Source organism: Streptomyces sp. 378 (assembly GCF_030124145.1).
Lineage (GTDB): Bacteria > Actinomycetota > Actinomycetes > Streptomycetales > Streptomycetaceae > Streptomyces.
Genome location: NZ_JASKMS010000014.1, coordinates 1 through 15,628, shown reverse-complemented (window position 1 = coordinate 15,628; position 15,628 = coordinate 1). Strand labels below are relative to the sequence as shown.

The following is a 15,628-nucleotide window of genomic DNA, read 5'->3' as shown; positions in this document are numbered from 1 at the left end:
GCCGGATCCTATTGATCACCCCGCTCCGGCTCCAAAACGAAGGTCAGTGCAGCGGATTGGGGAGTTCCGCCCACTGGTCCCCGGGGGTGCGGGGCGAGAGCCGCATCAGCGTCAGCGCCTTCGTGGGCAGGGGATGCGCGCACAGGGCCGCGAGATCGGGGCTGCGCGGCAGATCCCGCACCGCCGTCTCCAGGGCCGCTCCCAGCACCGGGCCCGATCCGGCCGTGCCGGCCAGCGCGCCCGCCACCAGCGAGCCGAACAGCTTGCGGCGGAGCGCGCGTTCGTCGTCCGTGACCATGCGGGCGGGCAGTTCGGGCATCGTGATGCCGTGCCGGGCGAGGCGGGCCGGGCTGACACGGATGTCGGCCAGGTCGCGGTAGACGAGCCGCAGCGGATCACCCGCCGCCGAGAGGACCACCAAGAGGTTCTGGCCGTGCGCCTCCAGGGCCACGCCCAGCTCCAGCAGCCGCAGCCCGACCGTGAGGGCGAGCCGTGCGAAACCGGCCAGCCAGACGGGTGATCGGGGGAGGCCGGTGGTGGCGAGCGCCGCCACCGGCAGGACCCGCTCGCCGCTGCCCGCGTACGTCTGCGGCGACTCCCGCAGGACGGCCGCGAAGTCGGGGGAGCCGGCCGCCGCGCCCAGGGTGCGGGTGACGTGCAGCAGGCCGTCCGTGCGCGCCGCCGGTGTCCCCGCGAAATCCGACAGCACCGCCGACGCGGCCACCGAGGGCAGGGAGATGTCCCGCACCGAGGACGTCAGCCGGGCGCTCAGCGAGGTCTTCACGTGCGGCCCGCCGGGCAGGGCGAGCGTCCGCAGGGACATCAGCGGATGCGCGGGGCGCCGCTCCTCGCAGGTCCGCTTCAGCACATGCGCCGCCTGCCACGGATGCACCGGCAGCACCACCCGCCCCCCGTCCCGCAGTTCGCCCGGCCACACGCCCGTCACCAGGCACTCCTCCGCCCGGACCGGCACCAGCCCGAGCTCCACGACCGGCCGGTGCTCGGGCCCGTAGGCGAGTTGCTCGGCCACCGAGAAACCGGGCCGGGACCGGCAGGTCGGGTGGAACGGGTGCCCGTCGACGATCCGCTGCTCCCACTCCCAGTCGCTCTCGGGCCGGTCGTCCCCGCCGCCCTCCTGCCCCGCTCGGGACAGCGCCAACGAGGCCACGCTGTGCCCGAGTTCGGCGGCGAAGGAAGCGGAGTGCGGTACGGCGAGGTCCGTCATCAGCCGCGCCGGATCCTCGTACGCCGTCTGGTCGAGCCGTACGGCGGTGACGTGGGCGCCGGTCGCGTACGGGTCCGGCCGGGGGCCGTGCAACCGGCGACCGTCCGGCAGGAACAGCGTCAGCCCGTCCCCCGATCGCTCCCCGCGGGTGATCCAGGGCAGCGGATCATGGGCGAGACCGCGCCACAGCCGGGACAGCACGGCCGCCCGGGCGCCGGGCAGTTCGGCCTCGTACCGCGGCAGCAGGCCGGGCCGTACGACGGACAGCTCGTCGGCGACCTCGGTCTCGGCGGTGGGGGGACGGTGCACGGGCGGGCTCCTCGGGTACGAATAGGGGCGTCACAGCGGAATGGCGACGACCGACATACTGATCATCTCCGCCCGGAACGCTGGAAGGACCGTAGGGACGAGTGGAACGCGTGGACCTCATGCCCCCGCCCGCCGACGACGACTCGGCCCACGGCGACTGCGCCCACGGCGAAAGCGCGGCCCACGGCGCCCTCGCCGACGCCTGTGCCGCCGTACCCCTGCTGAACTGCCTGCTGCGGGAGGTGGCCCGGCCGGTGCGCCGGGAGGGCGCACACCGCGTCTACCGGCTGCCCGGCGGGGACCGCCTGCTGCGGGTGCGCGGGACACGGCGGCCCGCCGAACCGGAAGCGTGGGCGGCGGGCGCCTGGCACCGCCTCGGCCACACCGAACTGGTCAAGCTCGTCGCCGAGGAACTGCGCCGGCACACCGGGCTGTCCAACCACGAACTGCCCGCCGAGATGCTCGACAGCCGCGACGCCGTGGCCGCCCTGCTCGCCGCCCGGGCCCGGGCCACCCCGCCCGGCGACCTCTACCTGCGCTCCGAGCAGTCCCTCCTGACCGGGCACACCCACCACCCCGCCCCCAAGGCGCGCGGTGGCGGCCCCGCCGCCGGGTGGCTGCCGTACGCGCCCGAGGCGTACGCCCGCTTCCCGGTGGCCCTGCTCGGCCTGCGGGAGGACGCCGTCGTAGAGGAGGGCGACACCTCCGCCCTCGACGCCCTCGGCACGGCCCCGCCCGGCTACCGCCTGCTCCCGGCCCACCCCTGGCAGCTGGACCTGGCCGGTCCCGAGCTCGCCGCCGCCTTCGCCGACGGCAGGCTCGTCCGGCTCGGCACGACCGCCTTCGACACCTGGCCCACGGCCGCGATCCGTACCCTCTACACGCCCGAGCACGACCTGTTCCTGAAGTTCAGCCTGGACGTGCGCATCACCAACGACATCCGCCGCCTGTGGCGCCACGACCTGCTCGCCCTGCGTCGGACCGACGCGGCCGTCCGCTCCGCCTTCGAGACGTTCGACGGGCCCCCGGCATGGCTCGGCGACCGCGGATACCGCACCGCCGGCTTCGCCTTCGAGGCCCTGGCCGTCCTCGTCCGCGACGGCTTCGGCGGCCGTCTCCTGCCCGGCGCGACCCCGCTGCTCGCCGCCGGTCTCGTCGAGGGCTTCGACGGCAGTCCGCTCGACCGCGCCCCCGACCCCGGGGCCTGGTGGGCGGCGTACCTGGCGCAGGTGGTGCCCCCGGCCCTGACGGCGTTCGCCGAGCACGGTGTCGTCATCGAGGCTCACCTCCAGAACACCCTGGTCGCGGTGGACGCCGACGGCCTGCCGGTGCAGGCGCTGTACCGGGACGCCGAGGGCGTGAAGCTGCTGCCGGACGTGTCCCGGCAGGCCGGCTGGGAGCGGCTCGTGTACTGCCTGGTCGTCAACCACCTCCTGGAGATCGCCGGCGCCCTCGCCGAACGCCACCCCGGCTTCGACCCCTGGCCCGCCGCGCGCCGCGCACTCGCCCGTCACGACCTCCCCGAGATCGCCGCCCTGCTCACCTCACCGACCCTGCCCGCCAAGACCAACCTGCTGCTGCGCTGGACGGGTGCGGACGGCGCCGACGCCCGCTACCGGCCGCTGCCCAACCCGCTCGGGGAGGGGACCTGACCCGCGGGACCCGGGCGCCCGCGTGACATGATCATCACGACACGCACAGAGGGAGGGCGCGACATGTCCGCGACGCCGGACGCGGGGGTTCCCTGCCGCATCGTCGTCTGCCGGGACTGCTGCTGCGGCAGCCGCAAGATCAGAGGCGTCGATCACGCCGCCCAGACCGAGCGCCTGCGCGAGGCGGCGCCGGTGCGCGTCTCCGACTGCCTCGACGTCTGCGACCAGGCCAACGTCATCGTCGTCCAGCCGTCCGCCGCGGGCCGGGCCGCCGGAGGCCGGCCGGTGTGGCTGGGCCTGGTCAACGACCCGGCGGCCACCGAGGACGTCGTCTCCTGGGTCCGGGAGGGCGGGCCCGGCGTCGCGCCGGTGCCCGACATCCTGGGCCTGTACGTCTTCACCCCGCACACCAGGCGAGGCGCCGGCTCCTCATGACCCGGTCGCCGGCACGCACAGCACCGGCACGCTCGACAGGTGCAGCAGCTTGTGCGGGGTCGAGCCCAGCAGCGCTCCGCGCACCGGGCTCTCGCCCCACGTACCCACCACGATGACCCTGGCCGCGTGGCGTGCCGCGGCGTCGAGGAGCGCCTGCGCGGGCCGCTCTTCGATGAGCTCCACCGACGTCCGCACCCCGGCCTCGTCGGCCACCCGGACCGCACGGCCGAGCGCGGTGCTGCCCGCCTCGCGGACGGCCTCGTGATGGGCGCCGTACTCCTCGCCCGTGACGCCGGGGGCGGCGACGCCGTAGACGATCACCAGCGGTTCGTCGTACGCCGCCGCCACCTCGATGGCCACACGCAGGGCGCTCAGGGCGCCCGGGGACTCGTCGAAGCCGAGGACCACCGACATCTTCAGGACTCCTTGCCGTCGACGAGGTGCGGGTCGACCACGCTCGGGTGTTCCGACCAGAAGGCGGGCGCCCTCAGCCGCCGCACGATCATGAGGACGACGCCCACGACGAGGATGCCGATCCCGATGACGAGCGGCGGCCCGAGCCCGAACCAGGAGACGCCGCTGTAGGAGTTCTCGGGATCGGACATGTCCGCCACGGATTCCACCAGCAGCCACGCCAGCAGCCCCGCACCGATCAGCGGGCCGAGACCGATCAGGAAGAAGGTGCGGACACTGCGGGTGAGTTGGCGGCGGTAGTAGACCGCACAGGCGAGTCCCGTGAGCGCGTAGTAGAAGGCGATCAGCAGGGACAGCGCCGTGAGGGAGTCGAAGAGGGCGTTCTCACTGGCGTGGTAGAGGACGAGGTACCAGGCGATGGCGATGCCGGCGACCCACCAGGTGCTCACGTCGGGGGTGCGGAAGCGCGGGTGGATGCGGGCGAAATGAGCGGGCAGGGCGTGCCGGCGTGCCATGGACAGGCCCGTGCGCGACGCCGGGATGATCGTCGTCTGGGTGGAGGCGAGCGCGGACGTCGAGACCGCCAGCAGTACGACCCAGTCCCAGCCGCCCATGGCCTCCTCGGCGAGCAGGGCGAAGATGAACTCCTCCTCCGCCGCGTTCTCGGCGAGGAAGTCGGTACCGGCGTAGGCCACGACCGCGAAGGCGACCGCGAGATAGGTCACCAGCAGCAACACCGTCGACCAGACGGCCGCCCTGCCGGGGGCGGTGGCGGAGTTCTCCACCTCCTCGGTGAGGTTGACCGCCGATTCCCACCCCCAGTAGATGAACACGCCCAGCAGCAGGGCGGCGGTCAGTGACGCCCCGCCGGCCCCGAACGGATCGAGCCAGCCGAACTCCGGATCGACGGCGTCGAGGGTGCCCGTGCCGGCGTGGACGCGGTAGAGCGCCACCACGGCGAAGGCGAGCAGACAGACGACCTGCGCCAGGATGAGGACGTTCTGCACCTTGGCCGACACCTCGGTGCCGATCACGCAGACGGCCGTCATCACCAGGATGAGCAGCACCGTCAGCACCTGCCGCACCGCGTCGTCGTCGGCCCAGCCGTCCAGGCCGACGGCGAGCAGGAAGAACGTCACGGCGACGTCCGCGAGCGACCCGACGACCAGGACGCCGGTCATCGTGATGGCCCAGCCGCCGAGCCAGCCCGCCCACGGCCCCATGGCGCGGGTGACCCAGGAGAACGTCGTGCCGCAGTCCTGGTCGACCTTGTTGAGGTAGTAGAACGCCGACGCGATCAGCAGCATGGGCACGAACGACGCGAGCATCACCCCGGGGGCGTGGATGCCCACCAGCGCCACGATCGGGCCGATGACCGCCGCCACGGAGTACGCGGGGGAGGTCGCGTTGAGGCCGATGACCAACGCGTCGACGAACCCGATCGCACCCGGCTTCAGGCTCGCTGCCGGGGGCGGGCCCGGGTCAGTGATGTCCTTTTCGGCCATGCTCCCTCGCTCCCCGTGGGTGTGGATCCATACAACAGGGAGTCGCGGGGAGTTGTGGCTATTGATGCCCTTTCGGGAGGGTCATGTCGAACTCCGGCTCCGCACCAGCAGCCGCAGGAAGTACGGCGTGCCGATCACCGCCGTCATCAGGCCGGCGCCCAACTGGGCCGGGGCGATGACGGTGCGGCCGAGCAGGTCGGCCGTGCAGACGAGCGTGGCGCCCAGCAGGACGGCGACCGGCACGACCCGCACGTGCCGCCGGCCCACCAGGGCCCGGGCCGCGTGCGGCGCCACCAGGCCCACGAAGCCGATCGTGCCGGCCGAGGCGACGGCGGTCGCGGCGAGCAGCACACCCAGCACCAGGAACCCCAGCCTGGCCCGCGGCAGTCCGAGGCCGAGCAGCCGCGGGGTGTCCTCGTCCAGGGAGACGAGATCCAGTTCGGTGCGCCGGGCGAGCGCGACGACCAGGCCCAGCATCAGCACGAGTGCCACGGGCAGGACGTCCGCCGTGGTCCGCCCGTACGTCGAACCGGACAGCCAGGTCAGCGCCTTGGTGGCGTTGAACGGGTCGGTGAGCACGATGAGCAGGCTGATCAGGGCCGTGGTACCGGCGGCCATGCCGATGCCGACGAGGACTAGCCGGTTCTGCCGGTAACCGCCCCGGGCGGACAGCCCGAAGACGACGGCGGAGGCCAGCGCGGCACCCGCGAAGGCGGCACCCGCGATGCCCCAGGATCCGACGGCGGGCACGGTGGTGACCAGCAGGACGGCGCCCAGCGCCGCACCGCCGGAGACGCCCAGCACCCCGGGTTCCGCGAGGGGGTTGCGGGTCACGGCCTGCACCAGCGCACCGGCCAGGGCGAGGGAGGCGCCCGCGCACAGGGCCGCGAGCACGCGGGGCACGCGGGTGTCCAGGACGAACGAGACGGTCTGCCCGGCCCGCCCCTGGAGCCAGTTGGCGACATCGCCGAGCAGGAGCTTGGCGTCGCCCAGCAGGACGCCGGCCAGCGCGACACCGACGACTGCGGCGACGAGCGCGGACAGGGTGACGAGGAACGCCGTCCGGCTCGGGATGCGCAGCCGGTCGGGGGCGTCGGCCCCGGCGGTGTCCGGCAGCCGTAGGGCCGTCACCACCAGGAAGACGGCGCCGACCAGGCTGGTGACGATGCCCGTGGGGACGGCCACGGCCGTGTCCGCCGGGACGAGCGCGCGCAGCAGCACGTCCGAGCCGAGGACCAGTCCGGCACCGGCCAGACCGGCCACGGGCAGGACCGCCCGGGCACGGACGAAGCCCCGGAACCGGCGGGCGAGCGGACGGACCAGCGCGGGGGCGCACAGGCCGACGAAGCCGATGGGCCCGGCCAGTGTGACGGCCGCCGCGGACAGCAGCGCCGCCAGCACCACCACCGTGACGCGGGTGGCGTGCACCGGGACCCCCAGCCCGCGCGCGGCGTCGTCCCCGAGGGCCAGCGCGTCGACCCGGCGGGCGACCAGCAGCAGCCCGGCGAGCCCCACCAGGGCGACGGGGAGCATCTGCAGGACGCCGTCGAAGCCGTTCTGGCTGATGCTGCCCTGGTTCCACTGGTAGAGGCCCTCCGTCTGCTGCGGGAAGAGCAGGAGCAGCCCCTCCGTGATGGAGTTCAGGCCCAGTGCGAGCGCGGTACCGGCGAGAACCAGCCGTACGGTGCCCGTGCCGAGGCCGGACAGGGCGAGCACGACGGCGGCGGCCGCCAGCCCGCCCGCGAAGGCGACACCCGAGGAGGCGAGCAGCGGCAGGGAGACGCCGGTCGCGCCGACCAGCCCGAGCGCCAGGTACGAACCGGCGTTCACCGCGAGGGTGTCGGGCGAGGCCAGCACATTGCGGCTGACGGCCTGGAGGACCGCGCCGGCGATGCCGAGCACGACGCCGACGAGGATGCCGGCGGTCATCCGCGGCAGCCGGGAGGCGACGACCACGGACGCGTCGCCCGGATCGGCCTGCCCGGTCAGGGCCTTGAACACCTGTGTCGGCCCGACGGCGGCGGTGCCCTGGGTGACGTCGACGACGGCGAGGGCGGCGACGAGGAGGACGAGCCCGGCCGTCACCGCGGCCGCACCCGTCCGGGACGCGGCCGTCGGCGGGCGGGTGGCGGGGGGTGCTTCGGTGACGGCCACGACCGGCGCTACTTCGTCAGCGCGCCGACGAGGGCGTCGATGTACGCCTCCATCGACCGGGGACCGCCGAACATCCAGATGCCGTCGGGCAGCCGGTGCACCCGGTCCGCCTTCACGAACGGCAGGGAGGTCCACACGGCGTTCTTCTTCAGCTGCCCGGAGAACGGGTTGCTCGACTTGTCGTCGTCGTTGCCTATGTAGGCGAACCGCACGTCCTTCGGCAGGGCGGTGAGGCCCTCGACGTCGGTGGTGCCGAGACCGTAGGCCGGGTCGCCCTTGACCTTCCAGGCGTTCTTCAGGCCGAGCCGCTCGTTGACGGCGCCGATCAGGGAACCGCTGGTGAACGGGCGCAGGGACACCTGGTTGGAGGTGACGTAGCCGTCGGCGAAGGCGATGTCGGTGCCGTCCAGCTCTGCGTCGGCGAGGGCCTTCTTGCCCTCGGCGACCTTGGCCTCGAAGTTCTTCCGGGCCGTCTCGGCCTGGTCCGTGGTGCCGGTGGCCTCGGCGATCAGGTCGAGGTTCTCGAACATCTGCCCGATCTGGTCGGAGGCGTCGGCGGACTTCACCTCCAGCACCGGGGCGATCTTCCGCAGCTGCTTCACGGCCGCGTCCGGCAGGTCGGAGCTGGCCACGATGAGGTCGGGGGAGAGCGAGGCGACGGTGTCCATGCTCGGCTCGCCGCGCGTGCCGATGTCCTTCGGCTCGTTCTTCAGCGGGACGGCGCTGTCCCAGGTCTTGTAGCCCTTGACGTCGGCGACGCCCACGGGGTCGACGCCGAGGGTGATGAGGCTCTCGACCTCGTTCCACTCGGTGGCGACGACCTTCTTGGCGGGGCCGTCGAGTTCGACCTTCGCGCCGGTGGAGTCGGTGAGGCTGATGACCTCGGGGCTCTTCTTCTTCGAGCTGTCGGCGGCCGGCTCGGTGGTGCCGCAGGCGGCGAGGGTGAGCGCCGCGGCGGTGGTGGTGGCCGTGGTGAGCAGGAGACGTCTCATGAGGTGGTGCCGAGCCTTTCGCTCTTGGTGGTGCGGGTGTGGTGCCGGCCGATCGGGCGGGTCCGTATCCGGCCGGTGTGGGGGTCTGTGTCGACGTCGATCCGGATGCCGTAGACGGCGGTCAGCCGCTGCGGGGTCAGGACCTCCTCGGGCCGGCCGTCGGCGACGATCCGGCCCGCTTCGAGCAGCGTGATCCGGTCGGCGATGGCCGCCGCCTGGTCGAGGTCGTGCAGCACGACCCCGACGGCGATCCCGTGGTCGTCCGCCAAGTCGCGGACGAGGTCGAGAAGTTCGATCTGGTAGCGCAGGTCGAGATAGGTCGTCGGCTCGTCCAGCAGCAGCACGCCGGTCTCCTGAGCGAGACAGCTCGCGAGCCACACGCGCTGCAACTGCCCGCCGGACAGATGGTCCGCGCCCCGCTCGGCGAGGTCCGTCACCCCGGTGAGGGCGAGTGCCCGCTCGACGGCGGCCGGGGCGTCCGGATCCGGGCGGCCGAAGCGTCCCCGGTAGGGGTAGCGGCCGAACTCGACGAGATCCCGCACGGTCAGTCCGCTCGGCGTGGGGCGTCCCTGCGTCAGCAGGGCCACGTACCGCGCGAACTGCCGGGCGGTCAGGGCGAGACCGTCGGTGCCGGTGTCGATTTTGAGCTCGGCCCGGCGGGCCCGCTGCAGCCGGGCGATCGTCCGCAGCAGCGTCGACTTCCCGCTGCCGTTGGGACCGACCAGCACGGTCACCTCACCGGGCCGCAGCGTGATGGCCGCGTCGTGCACGACGTCGGTGCCGTCGTACGACACCGTCACGCCGGTGGCCGAGAGTTGATGCCCGCGCAGACGCGTCGCGCCGGCCGTTTCTTCACCTGATCTCACGCGGCGAAGGTTAGCCTAACCTAATATCGCCTTGACAAGGGGGTGCGGCGTACGGACCGGACCCCGGACCCCGGCCCGGGGTCCGGTCGCTCAGTCGCCGGTCGTCTTGTCCATCAGCGCGCTGTACGCCAGCTGCAGCGTGTCCGCCCCGGCCAGGGCGGCGAGTGTGCCCATGGCCGTGCGGGTCGCCCGGGGCCAGAGCAACTGGCCGGCGGTCAGCGTCGAGGCGACCCAGACACTCATGCAGAACGGGCACGTCGCGAGTTCGCCGACGGTGTGCTTGCCCTGCTCGGGCTGTGCCTCCTCGTGCAGCTCGGCGGGGCCCTGCGGCCCGACGTACCGGGTGAAGGGCGCCCGCAGCGGACTGGTCACCGCCGCCTTGCTGAGCAGTCGGCTGAGCCGGAAGGTGGCCACCGACGTCAGCACCACGTCCCACGGCTCGGGCCGCTCGGGCACCGGGCGCCCGCTGCGCCGCACCACCGTGGTCCAGGCCGCCGTGTACGCCGCGAAGCCCGCCATGGCCGCGAGGTAGCCGCCCAGTGGACGGTCGTGACCGGCCGCGTACGCGCGGCCGGTGCGCCGGAGCGCGCCGTGCAGTCGGCGCGCGATGCGGTGGTCAGCCATGGTCGCCGTGCCCATGGGCGGCCCCCGTTCCCGTGGTGTCGCCCCGCCCGGCCGGTTTCCGTCCGTTCCCCGAGGCCTTCCCGCCGTTCTGATGACGCAGGCGCACCTCGACATGGCCGTCGGTGATCCGTGTCTCGAAGGAGGGCTGGGGCGCGGTGGCCGGTCCGCGTACGTTCCAGCCGTCGGAGAGCCGGAAGACGCTGCCGTGCCAGGGGCACCGGACACACCCGTCGGCGACGGTGCCCTCGGACAGCGGTCCCGCGAGGTGGCTGCACCGCTCGGCCAGCGCGTGGATCTCCCCGCCGGTCTCGCGCACCACCAGCACCGGCACGTCGTCCACGCTGCGCCGCACCGGCTCACCGGCCGGGAACTCGTCGACGGTTCCGATCCGGTGCCAGCCCGCGGAGACGACGTTCGGGACCTCTTCGGCGTGATTGGCGCCGGAAGCCTGCCGGTAGGCGAGGTGGCCGCCCAGCATGCCGCCGAGCCCCACCGCCGTCAGTCCCAGGAAGCCGTACGTCCGGCCCGCCCCCTCGCGTCCCTTGGCCCGGCAGGCCAGCGAGGCGGCGTACAGACCCACGGCCGCCGTGTTGGACAGGGCGTGCACCAGCCCGACCCGCTGCTGGCGGGGGTGCAGCTCCGCCCAGTCCACCCAGCCGGAGACGGCCGCGGGCGCCGCCGCGCCCAGCCCGACCCCGATCAGCAGCCGCGACTCGCGGGAGCGGTCGGGGGACAGGTCCAGGACCGCCGCCGACAGCCAGCTCCCTATCGGCACCTGCACCAGCAGCGGGTGGACCGGGTGCCCCAGCCACCTGCCGTGCAGCAGGTCCCGGCCGCGCCCCAGGGGCAGGGCCCGCACGCCCTTGCGGAGTGTGTCGATCACCGCGTCGGCCCTGGGCTCGTGTTCCAGGCGGTCCAGCAACCACAGGATCCGGTTCTGCCGCATCACGCGGCGTCGTGGGGTTGCGCTCATGTTCGGCCGGGTCCCCACCGGCACCGACGGCAAACGGCACGGCGGCGCCGAAGAAAGGTGATCGAGTCGTCGAGCTCCCGGCCCGCCGCTCGAACCGGCGGCAGTACGGGCCGGGCCCGGACCCGAGGCCCTTCGCCCGCGGTCACGCCTGGTTACCATGGCCCCTTCGGACCCTGCCCTCCGTGGAGCCCTGGACCATGCTGAGAGAGGTCACCGCGACCCGCTACATCGAGCCCCTGCGCTCCGGCGGCTCCGTCCCCGGAATCGTCGAGGCCGACGACCTGGGCACGTACGTCGTGAAATTCACCGGCTCCGCGCAGGGCCGCAAAGCCCTCGTCGCCGAGGTGGTCGTGGGGGAACTGGCCCGGGCCCTCGGGCTGCGCTTCCCCGAGCTGGTCCTGGTGCACTTCGACCCGGCGATCGCGGAGCACGAACCGCACCAGGAGGTGCGCGACCTGCACGCGGCCAGCGCGGGCCTCAACCTCGGTATGGACCACCTGCCGGGCGCCCGGGACTTCACCCCGGAGATCGCCCGGGTCTTCCCCGTCGACCCGCTGGAGGCGGGGAGGGTCGTCTGGCTCGACGCCCTGACCGCCAACGTCGACCGCACGGTGCACAGTTCCAACCTCATGGTGTGGCCCACCCTCGGCGTCGCACCCCCGCGCCTGTGGCTGATCGACCACGGTGCCGCCCTGGTCTTCCACCACCGCTGGGACGCGAGCGACCCGCGCAAGGCCTACGACTTCCGGCACCACGCCCTGGGCCACTACGGGCCCGACGTCCGGGCCGCCGACGCCGAGCTGGCCCCCCGCGTCACCGAGGAGCTGCTGCGGCGGATCCTCGCGGAGGTCCCGGACGCCTGGCTCACCGACGAGCCGGGCTTCGCCACCGCCGACGAGGTGCGCGAGGCGTACGTGACCTACCTCCGCGCCCGCGCGCAGGCCTCCGGGGACTGGCTGCCCACCGGCTTCCCCACCCGGGAGGAGCTCGCCGCCGAGGAGGCCCTCCGGGCGGCGAGGAACCAGCAGGAACGCCCCGCGTGGCTCAAGCAGGTGCCCGATCTGCACGGCAAGCCCGCGGCCCGGCAGGATTGGTCGGTGCACCTCGGATGAGCGGACGTGTCGAGATCGAGTACTGCACCCGGTGCCGCTGGCTGCCACGCGCGGCCTGGCTGGCGCAGGAACTGCTCACGACTTTCGAGGCGGAGCTGACGGAACTCGCTCTGAAGCCGGGCACGGGCGGGGTGTTCGTCGTCCGCGTGGGCGACGAGGTCGTCTGGGACCGGCGCGAGCAGGGCTTCCCGGAGCCGACGGCCGTGAAGAAGGCCGTACGCGACCGAGTGGCCCCGGGCAAGACCCTGGGCCACTCGGAACGCTAGCGGTTCCGCCGCGCGGTCAGCCCTTGAGCTGCTCGTACGCCGGGAGCGTCAGGAAGTCGGCGTAGTCCTCGTCGAGGGACACCTTCAGCAGCAGGTCGTGCGCCTGCTGCCAGTTGCCGGCCGCGAAGGCCTTCTCGCCGATCTCCGCCCTGATGTCGGCGAGTTCCCCGGCGGCGACCTCGCGGGCCAGCTCGGCGGTGACCTGCTCGCCGTTGTCGAGGACGACCTCCGCGTTGATCCACTGCCAGATCTGGGAGCGGGAGATCTCGGCGGTGGCCGCGTCCTCCATCAGGTTGAAGATGGCGACCGCGCCGAGTCCGCGCAGCCAGGCCTCGATGTAACGGATGCCGACCTGCACGGCGTTGACCAGGCCCGCGTACGTGGGTTTGGCGTCCAGCGAGTCGATCGCGATCAGGTCGGCCGCCTCGACGTCGACGTCCTCGCGCAGCCGGTCCTTCTGGTGGGGCTTGTCGCCGAGGACCTTGTCGAAGGACTCCATGGCGATCGGCACCAGGTCGGGGTGGGCGACCCAGGAGCCGTCGAAACCGTCGTTCGCCTCACGGTCCTTGTCGGCGCGGACCTTCTCGAAGGCGACCTTGTTGACCTCGGCGTCCCGGCGCGAGGGGATGAACGCCGCCATGCCGCCGATGGCGTGCGCGCCGCGCTTGTGACAGGTGCGCACGAGGAGTTCGGTGTAGGCGCGCATGAACGGGGCCGTCATCGTCACCGCGTTGCGGTCCGGCAGGACGAACTTCGCTCCGCCGTCACGGAAGTTCTTGACGATGGAGAACAGGTAGTCCCAGCGGCCGGCGTTCAGCCCGGAGGCGTGGTCGCGCAGCTCGTAGAGGATCTCCTCCATCTCGTACGCGGCGGTGATCGTCTCGATGAGGACGGTCGCGCGGACGGTGCCCTGCGGGATGCCGCAGTACTCCTGCGCGAAGACGAACACCTCGTTCCAGAGGCGGGCCTCCAGGTGGGACTCCGTCTTCGGGAGGTAGAAGTACGGGCCCTTGCCGAGGTCCAGCAGGCGCTGGGCGTTGTGGAAGAAGTACAGGCCGAAGTCGACGAGGGCGCCGGGCACGGGGGTGCCGTCGGCGTCGACGAGGTGGCGCTCGTTCAGGTGCCAGCCGCGCGGGCGCATCACCACCGTGGCGAGCTCCTCGTCCGCCTTCAGGGCGTACGACTTGCCGGACCCCGGGTCGGTGAAGTCGATGTTCCGGGTGTAGGCGTCGCTCAGGTTGACCTGGCCCAAAACCACGTTCTCCCAGGTGGGCGCGGAAGCGTCCTCGAAGTCCGCGAGCCACACCCTGGCGCCCGAGTTGAGGGCGTTGACGGTCATCTTGCGGTCGGTGGGGCCGGTGATCTCGACCCGGCGGTCGTTCAGGGCCTCCGGGGCCGGGGCGACCTTCCAGGAGTCGTCGGCGCGGACGGCGGCGGTCTCCGGGAGGAAGTCGAGGGTGCAGGTGCGGGCGATCTCGGCGCGGCGCTCGGCGCGGCGGGCCAGGAGTTCGTCCCGCCGGGGCGTGAACCGCCGGTGCAGCTCGGCGACGAAGGCGAGCGCCGCTTCGGTGAGGACCTCCTCCTGCCGGGGCAGGGGCTCGGCGTCGACGATGGCCAGCGGGGACGGCGCTGGAGCGGACATGAACGGTCACTTCCTTCAGCGAGCTGTGAAGACGATCCGGCGTGCTCGGCACCGGGTGCCAGTCTTTCCGGATACGGCGTTCGGCGCCCGGAGAGCCGTCGGGCGCTTCTGATCAGTGGATACTAGTTTCCTCATGGTGGAAGTTCAATCATTTGTTGATGTCGAGAATCTCTGAGTCGAGGCAAGGTGGCGCTCCGTGCCACCCCGCTCACTCCAGGTGGGCCAGATCGGCTTCGGTGTCGATGTCGAAGGGCCGGGCGACGTCCCCGCACTCGACGAGGGCGATCGCCTGCCGGTGTTCCGCCAGGTAGGCCCGTGCCCCCCGGTCGCCGGTCGCGGTCGCGGCGATGCCCGGCCAGTGGGCGGCGCCGAACAGCACCGGATGGCCCCGCACGCCGCCGTACGCGGCCGACGCGAGGGACGCCTCCCCCTCGTACGCCGCGAGGACCCGGGCCACCGCCTCCGGTCCGATGCCGGGCTGGTCGACGAGCGACACCAACGCGGCCCGGGCGCCCGTGCCGGCGAGCGAGCCGAGCCCGGCGCGCAGCGATGTCCCCATGCCCTGCTCCCAGTCGGGGTTGTCGACAAGGACGCAGCCCGGCAGTGCGGCGCGTGCGCGCACGGCGTCGGCCTGTGCGCCCAGTACCACGTGGACGGTCGCACAGCCGCCCTCCCGCAGGATCCGCACCGCGTGCTCCACGAGCGGCCGTCCCCGGTGGGGGAGCAGCGCCTTGGGCCGTCCGCCGAGCCGCCGCCCGCCCCCGGCGGCGAGCAGCAGACCCGCGACCCCCCGCGCCCCGTCCGTCGTCTTCCGTGTCGTCATGACCCCTGCATACCCCACGCCCCGCACGCGGGTGCGACGGCGCGGGGTGCGGATCGGACAGGCGTGCGCCTCGGGCCAGAAAGTCACTCAGCGAAACAAGTCGATGACGCAATGGACTGGCGCCTGATGGCCCGCGTCGTTTACTGTCCCCGCACCGACGGACCGGGGTGACCGACCGGCCGGTGTGGGGGACTTCGTAGGGAAGGGCACGCGCACGGCGAGGTGCGAGGGGGAGGACTGTGTTGCGGAGCGTGGAGCAGAAGCGGCAGGGGTCTGTGACGGGCGGCGACGAGGACCCGCGCGTGACGGAGCTCTCCTGCGCCGTGTCCCGGTTGCGCCGCCGACTGGCCGCCCATCCCGGCGACTTCGCCGACCGGAGCATCGCCGAGGAGGAACTGGCCGCCCTGGCCGCCCTGGCCGCGGACGGCCTCCCCGAGATCCGCCGGCTGCGCCGCTCCCTGCTGCTGATCGTGGGGGCGATCGGCTCCGTGAGCGCGCTCTCCGCGGAGTTGACGGAGGTCCGGCGGGCGGTGGACCTCTTCGGAGGGCCGATGCGGGGCCAGGGCTAGGCCCCTTCTGATGGATCTCCGCGGCGTCGCGACGCCCGGCACGCTCCCCCGTTCTCGGCTTCGCTCG

Annotated in this window: 15 protein-coding genes; 5 read left to right on the top strand and 10 right to left on the bottom strand. The window is 73.1% G+C overall.

Annotation, left to right across the window (positions count from 1 at the left end; genetic code table 11):
- Window positions 1-43: 43 nt before the first annotated feature.
- The gene (locus QNO09_RS19915; protein ID WP_283971558.1) at window positions 44-1,534 is read right to left on the bottom strand and encodes an IucA/IucC family protein; all 1,491 of its coding nucleotides are present in this window, start codon (window positions 1,532-1,534) and stop codon (window positions 44-46) included.
- Between the two features lie 101 nt (window positions 1,535-1,635).
- On the opposite strand from QNO09_RS19915, the gene QNO09_RS19910 reads away from it, so the two are divergent.
- Entirely contained in the window at window positions 1,636-3,186 is a 1,551-nt protein-coding gene (locus QNO09_RS19910) for an IucA/IucC family protein (protein ID WP_283971557.1), read from the top strand.
- 63 nt (window positions 3,187-3,249) lie between these two features.
- Complete coding sequence (locus QNO09_RS19905) at window positions 3,250-3,621, top strand: (2Fe-2S) ferredoxin domain-containing protein (RefSeq protein WP_283971556.1); 372 nt, start codon at window positions 3,250-3,252, stop codon at window positions 3,619-3,621.
- On the opposite strand, the gene QNO09_RS19900 is transcribed toward QNO09_RS19905, so the two are convergent.
- The 7 genes from QNO09_RS19900 to QNO09_RS19870 all read right to left on the bottom strand — a co-directional run bounded on the left by QNO09_RS19900 (window position 3,616) and on the right by QNO09_RS19870 (window position 11,149).
- On the bottom strand, window positions 3,616-4,035 hold the full coding sequence (locus tag QNO09_RS19900; RefSeq protein WP_283971555.1) for a universal stress protein: 420 nt from the start codon (window positions 4,033-4,035) through the stop codon (window positions 3,616-3,618). The genes QNO09_RS19905 and QNO09_RS19900 overlap by 6 nt on opposite strands.
- A gap of 2 nt (window positions 4,036-4,037) precedes the next feature.
- Entirely contained in the window at window positions 4,038-5,540 is a 1,503-nt protein-coding gene (locus tag QNO09_RS19895) for an APC family permease (RefSeq protein ID WP_283971554.1), read from the bottom strand.
- 81 nt (window positions 5,541-5,621) lie between these two features.
- Entirely contained in the window at window positions 5,622-7,694 is a 2,073-nt protein-coding gene (locus QNO09_RS19890) for an iron ABC transporter permease (protein ID WP_283971553.1), read from the bottom strand.
- Between the two features lie 8 nt (window positions 7,695-7,702).
- Window positions 7,703-8,686 (bottom strand): iron-siderophore ABC transporter substrate-binding protein, encoded by a 984-nt coding sequence (locus QNO09_RS19885; protein WP_283971552.1) that lies wholly within the window; start codon window positions 8,684-8,686, stop codon window positions 7,703-7,705.
- On the bottom strand, window positions 8,683-9,552 hold the full coding sequence (locus QNO09_RS19880; protein WP_283971551.1) for an ABC transporter ATP-binding protein: 870 nt from the start codon (window positions 9,550-9,552) through the stop codon (window positions 8,683-8,685). The genes QNO09_RS19885 and QNO09_RS19880 overlap by 4 nt, the downstream gene beginning before the upstream one ends.
- 90 nt (window positions 9,553-9,642) lie before the next feature.
- Window positions 9,643-10,176, bottom strand: coding sequence for a DUF1360 domain-containing protein (locus tag QNO09_RS19875; protein ID WP_283971550.1), 534 nt, complete (start codon window positions 10,174-10,176; stop codon window positions 9,643-9,645).
- Window positions 10,169-11,149 (bottom strand): Rieske (2Fe-2S) protein, encoded by a 981-nt coding sequence (locus tag QNO09_RS19870; protein ID WP_502962322.1) that lies wholly within the window; start codon window positions 11,147-11,149, stop codon window positions 10,169-10,171. Before QNO09_RS19870 ends, QNO09_RS19875 begins: the two co-directional genes overlap by 8 nt.
- Window positions 11,150-11,346: 197 nt before the next feature.
- Between QNO09_RS19870 and QNO09_RS19865 the strand changes: the two genes are divergently transcribed.
- Window positions 11,347-12,261 (top strand): HipA family kinase, encoded by a 915-nt coding sequence (locus QNO09_RS19865; RefSeq protein WP_283971693.1) that lies wholly within the window; start codon window positions 11,347-11,349, stop codon window positions 12,259-12,261.
- On the top strand, window positions 12,258-12,527 hold the full coding sequence (locus tag QNO09_RS19860; RefSeq protein WP_190197490.1) for an Rdx family protein: 270 nt from the start codon (window positions 12,258-12,260) through the stop codon (window positions 12,525-12,527). Before QNO09_RS19865 ends, QNO09_RS19860 begins: the two co-directional genes overlap by 4 nt.
- 16 nt (window positions 12,528-12,543) lie before the next feature.
- Here the strand turns inward: QNO09_RS19860 and aceB are convergent, their stop codons facing one another.
- Together aceB and QNO09_RS19850 are read right to left on the bottom strand one after the other, a co-directional pair.
- Window positions 12,544-14,169, bottom strand: a complete 1,626-nt coding sequence (gene aceB, locus QNO09_RS19855) for a malate synthase A (RefSeq protein ID WP_283971549.1) — start codon at window positions 14,167-14,169, stop codon at window positions 12,544-12,546.
- 208 nt (window positions 14,170-14,377) lie between these two features.
- Complete coding sequence (locus QNO09_RS19850) at window positions 14,378-14,992, bottom strand: nucleotidyltransferase family protein (protein WP_283971548.1); 615 nt, start codon at window positions 14,990-14,992, stop codon at window positions 14,378-14,380.
- Window positions 14,993-15,231: 239 nt separating this feature from the next.
- Here QNO09_RS19850 and QNO09_RS19845 point away from each other — a divergent pair, with 239 nt between their 5' ends.
- Window positions 15,232-15,561, top strand: a complete 330-nt coding sequence (locus tag QNO09_RS19845) for a DUF5955 family protein (RefSeq protein ID WP_283971547.1) — start codon at window positions 15,232-15,234, stop codon at window positions 15,559-15,561.
- Window positions 15,562-15,628 lie beyond the last annotated feature (67 nt).

Bases quoted from the DNA above. Each gene is read 5' to 3' on its own strand.
- QNO09_RS19905 (WP_283971556.1), top strand. From the start codon at position 3,250: ATGTCCGCGACGCCGGACGCGGGGGTTCCCTGCCGCATCGTCGTCTGC.
- QNO09_RS19900 (WP_283971555.1), bottom strand. From the start codon at position 4,035: ATGTCGGTGGTCCTCGGCTTCGACGAGTCCCCGGGCGCCCTGAGCGCC.
- QNO09_RS19895 (WP_283971554.1), bottom strand. From the start codon at position 5,540: ATGGCCGAAAAGGACATCACTGACCCGGGCCCGCCCCCGGCAGCGAGC.
- QNO09_RS19885 (WP_283971552.1), bottom strand. From the start codon at position 8,686: ATGAGACGTCTCCTGCTCACCACGGCCACCACCACCGCCGCGGCGCTC.
- QNO09_RS19875 (WP_283971550.1), bottom strand. From the start codon at position 10,176: ATGGCTGACCACCGCATCGCGCGCCGACTGCACGGCGCGCTCCGGCGC.
- QNO09_RS19870 (WP_502962322.1), bottom strand. From the start codon at position 11,149: ATGAGCGCAACCCCACGACGCCGCGTGATGCGGCAGAACCGGATCCTG.
- QNO09_RS19865 (WP_283971693.1), top strand. From the start codon at position 11,347: ATGCTGAGAGAGGTCACCGCGACCCGCTACATCGAGCCCCTGCGCTCC.
- QNO09_RS19860 (WP_190197490.1), top strand. From the start codon at position 12,258: ATGAGCGGACGTGTCGAGATCGAGTACTGCACCCGGTGCCGCTGGCTG.
- aceB (WP_283971549.1), bottom strand. From the start codon at position 14,169: ATGTCCGCTCCAGCGCCGTCCCCGCTGGCCATCGTCGACGCCGAGCCC.
- QNO09_RS19850 (WP_283971548.1), bottom strand. From the start codon at position 14,992: ATGACGACACGGAAGACGACGGACGGGGCGCGGGGGGTCGCGGGTCTG.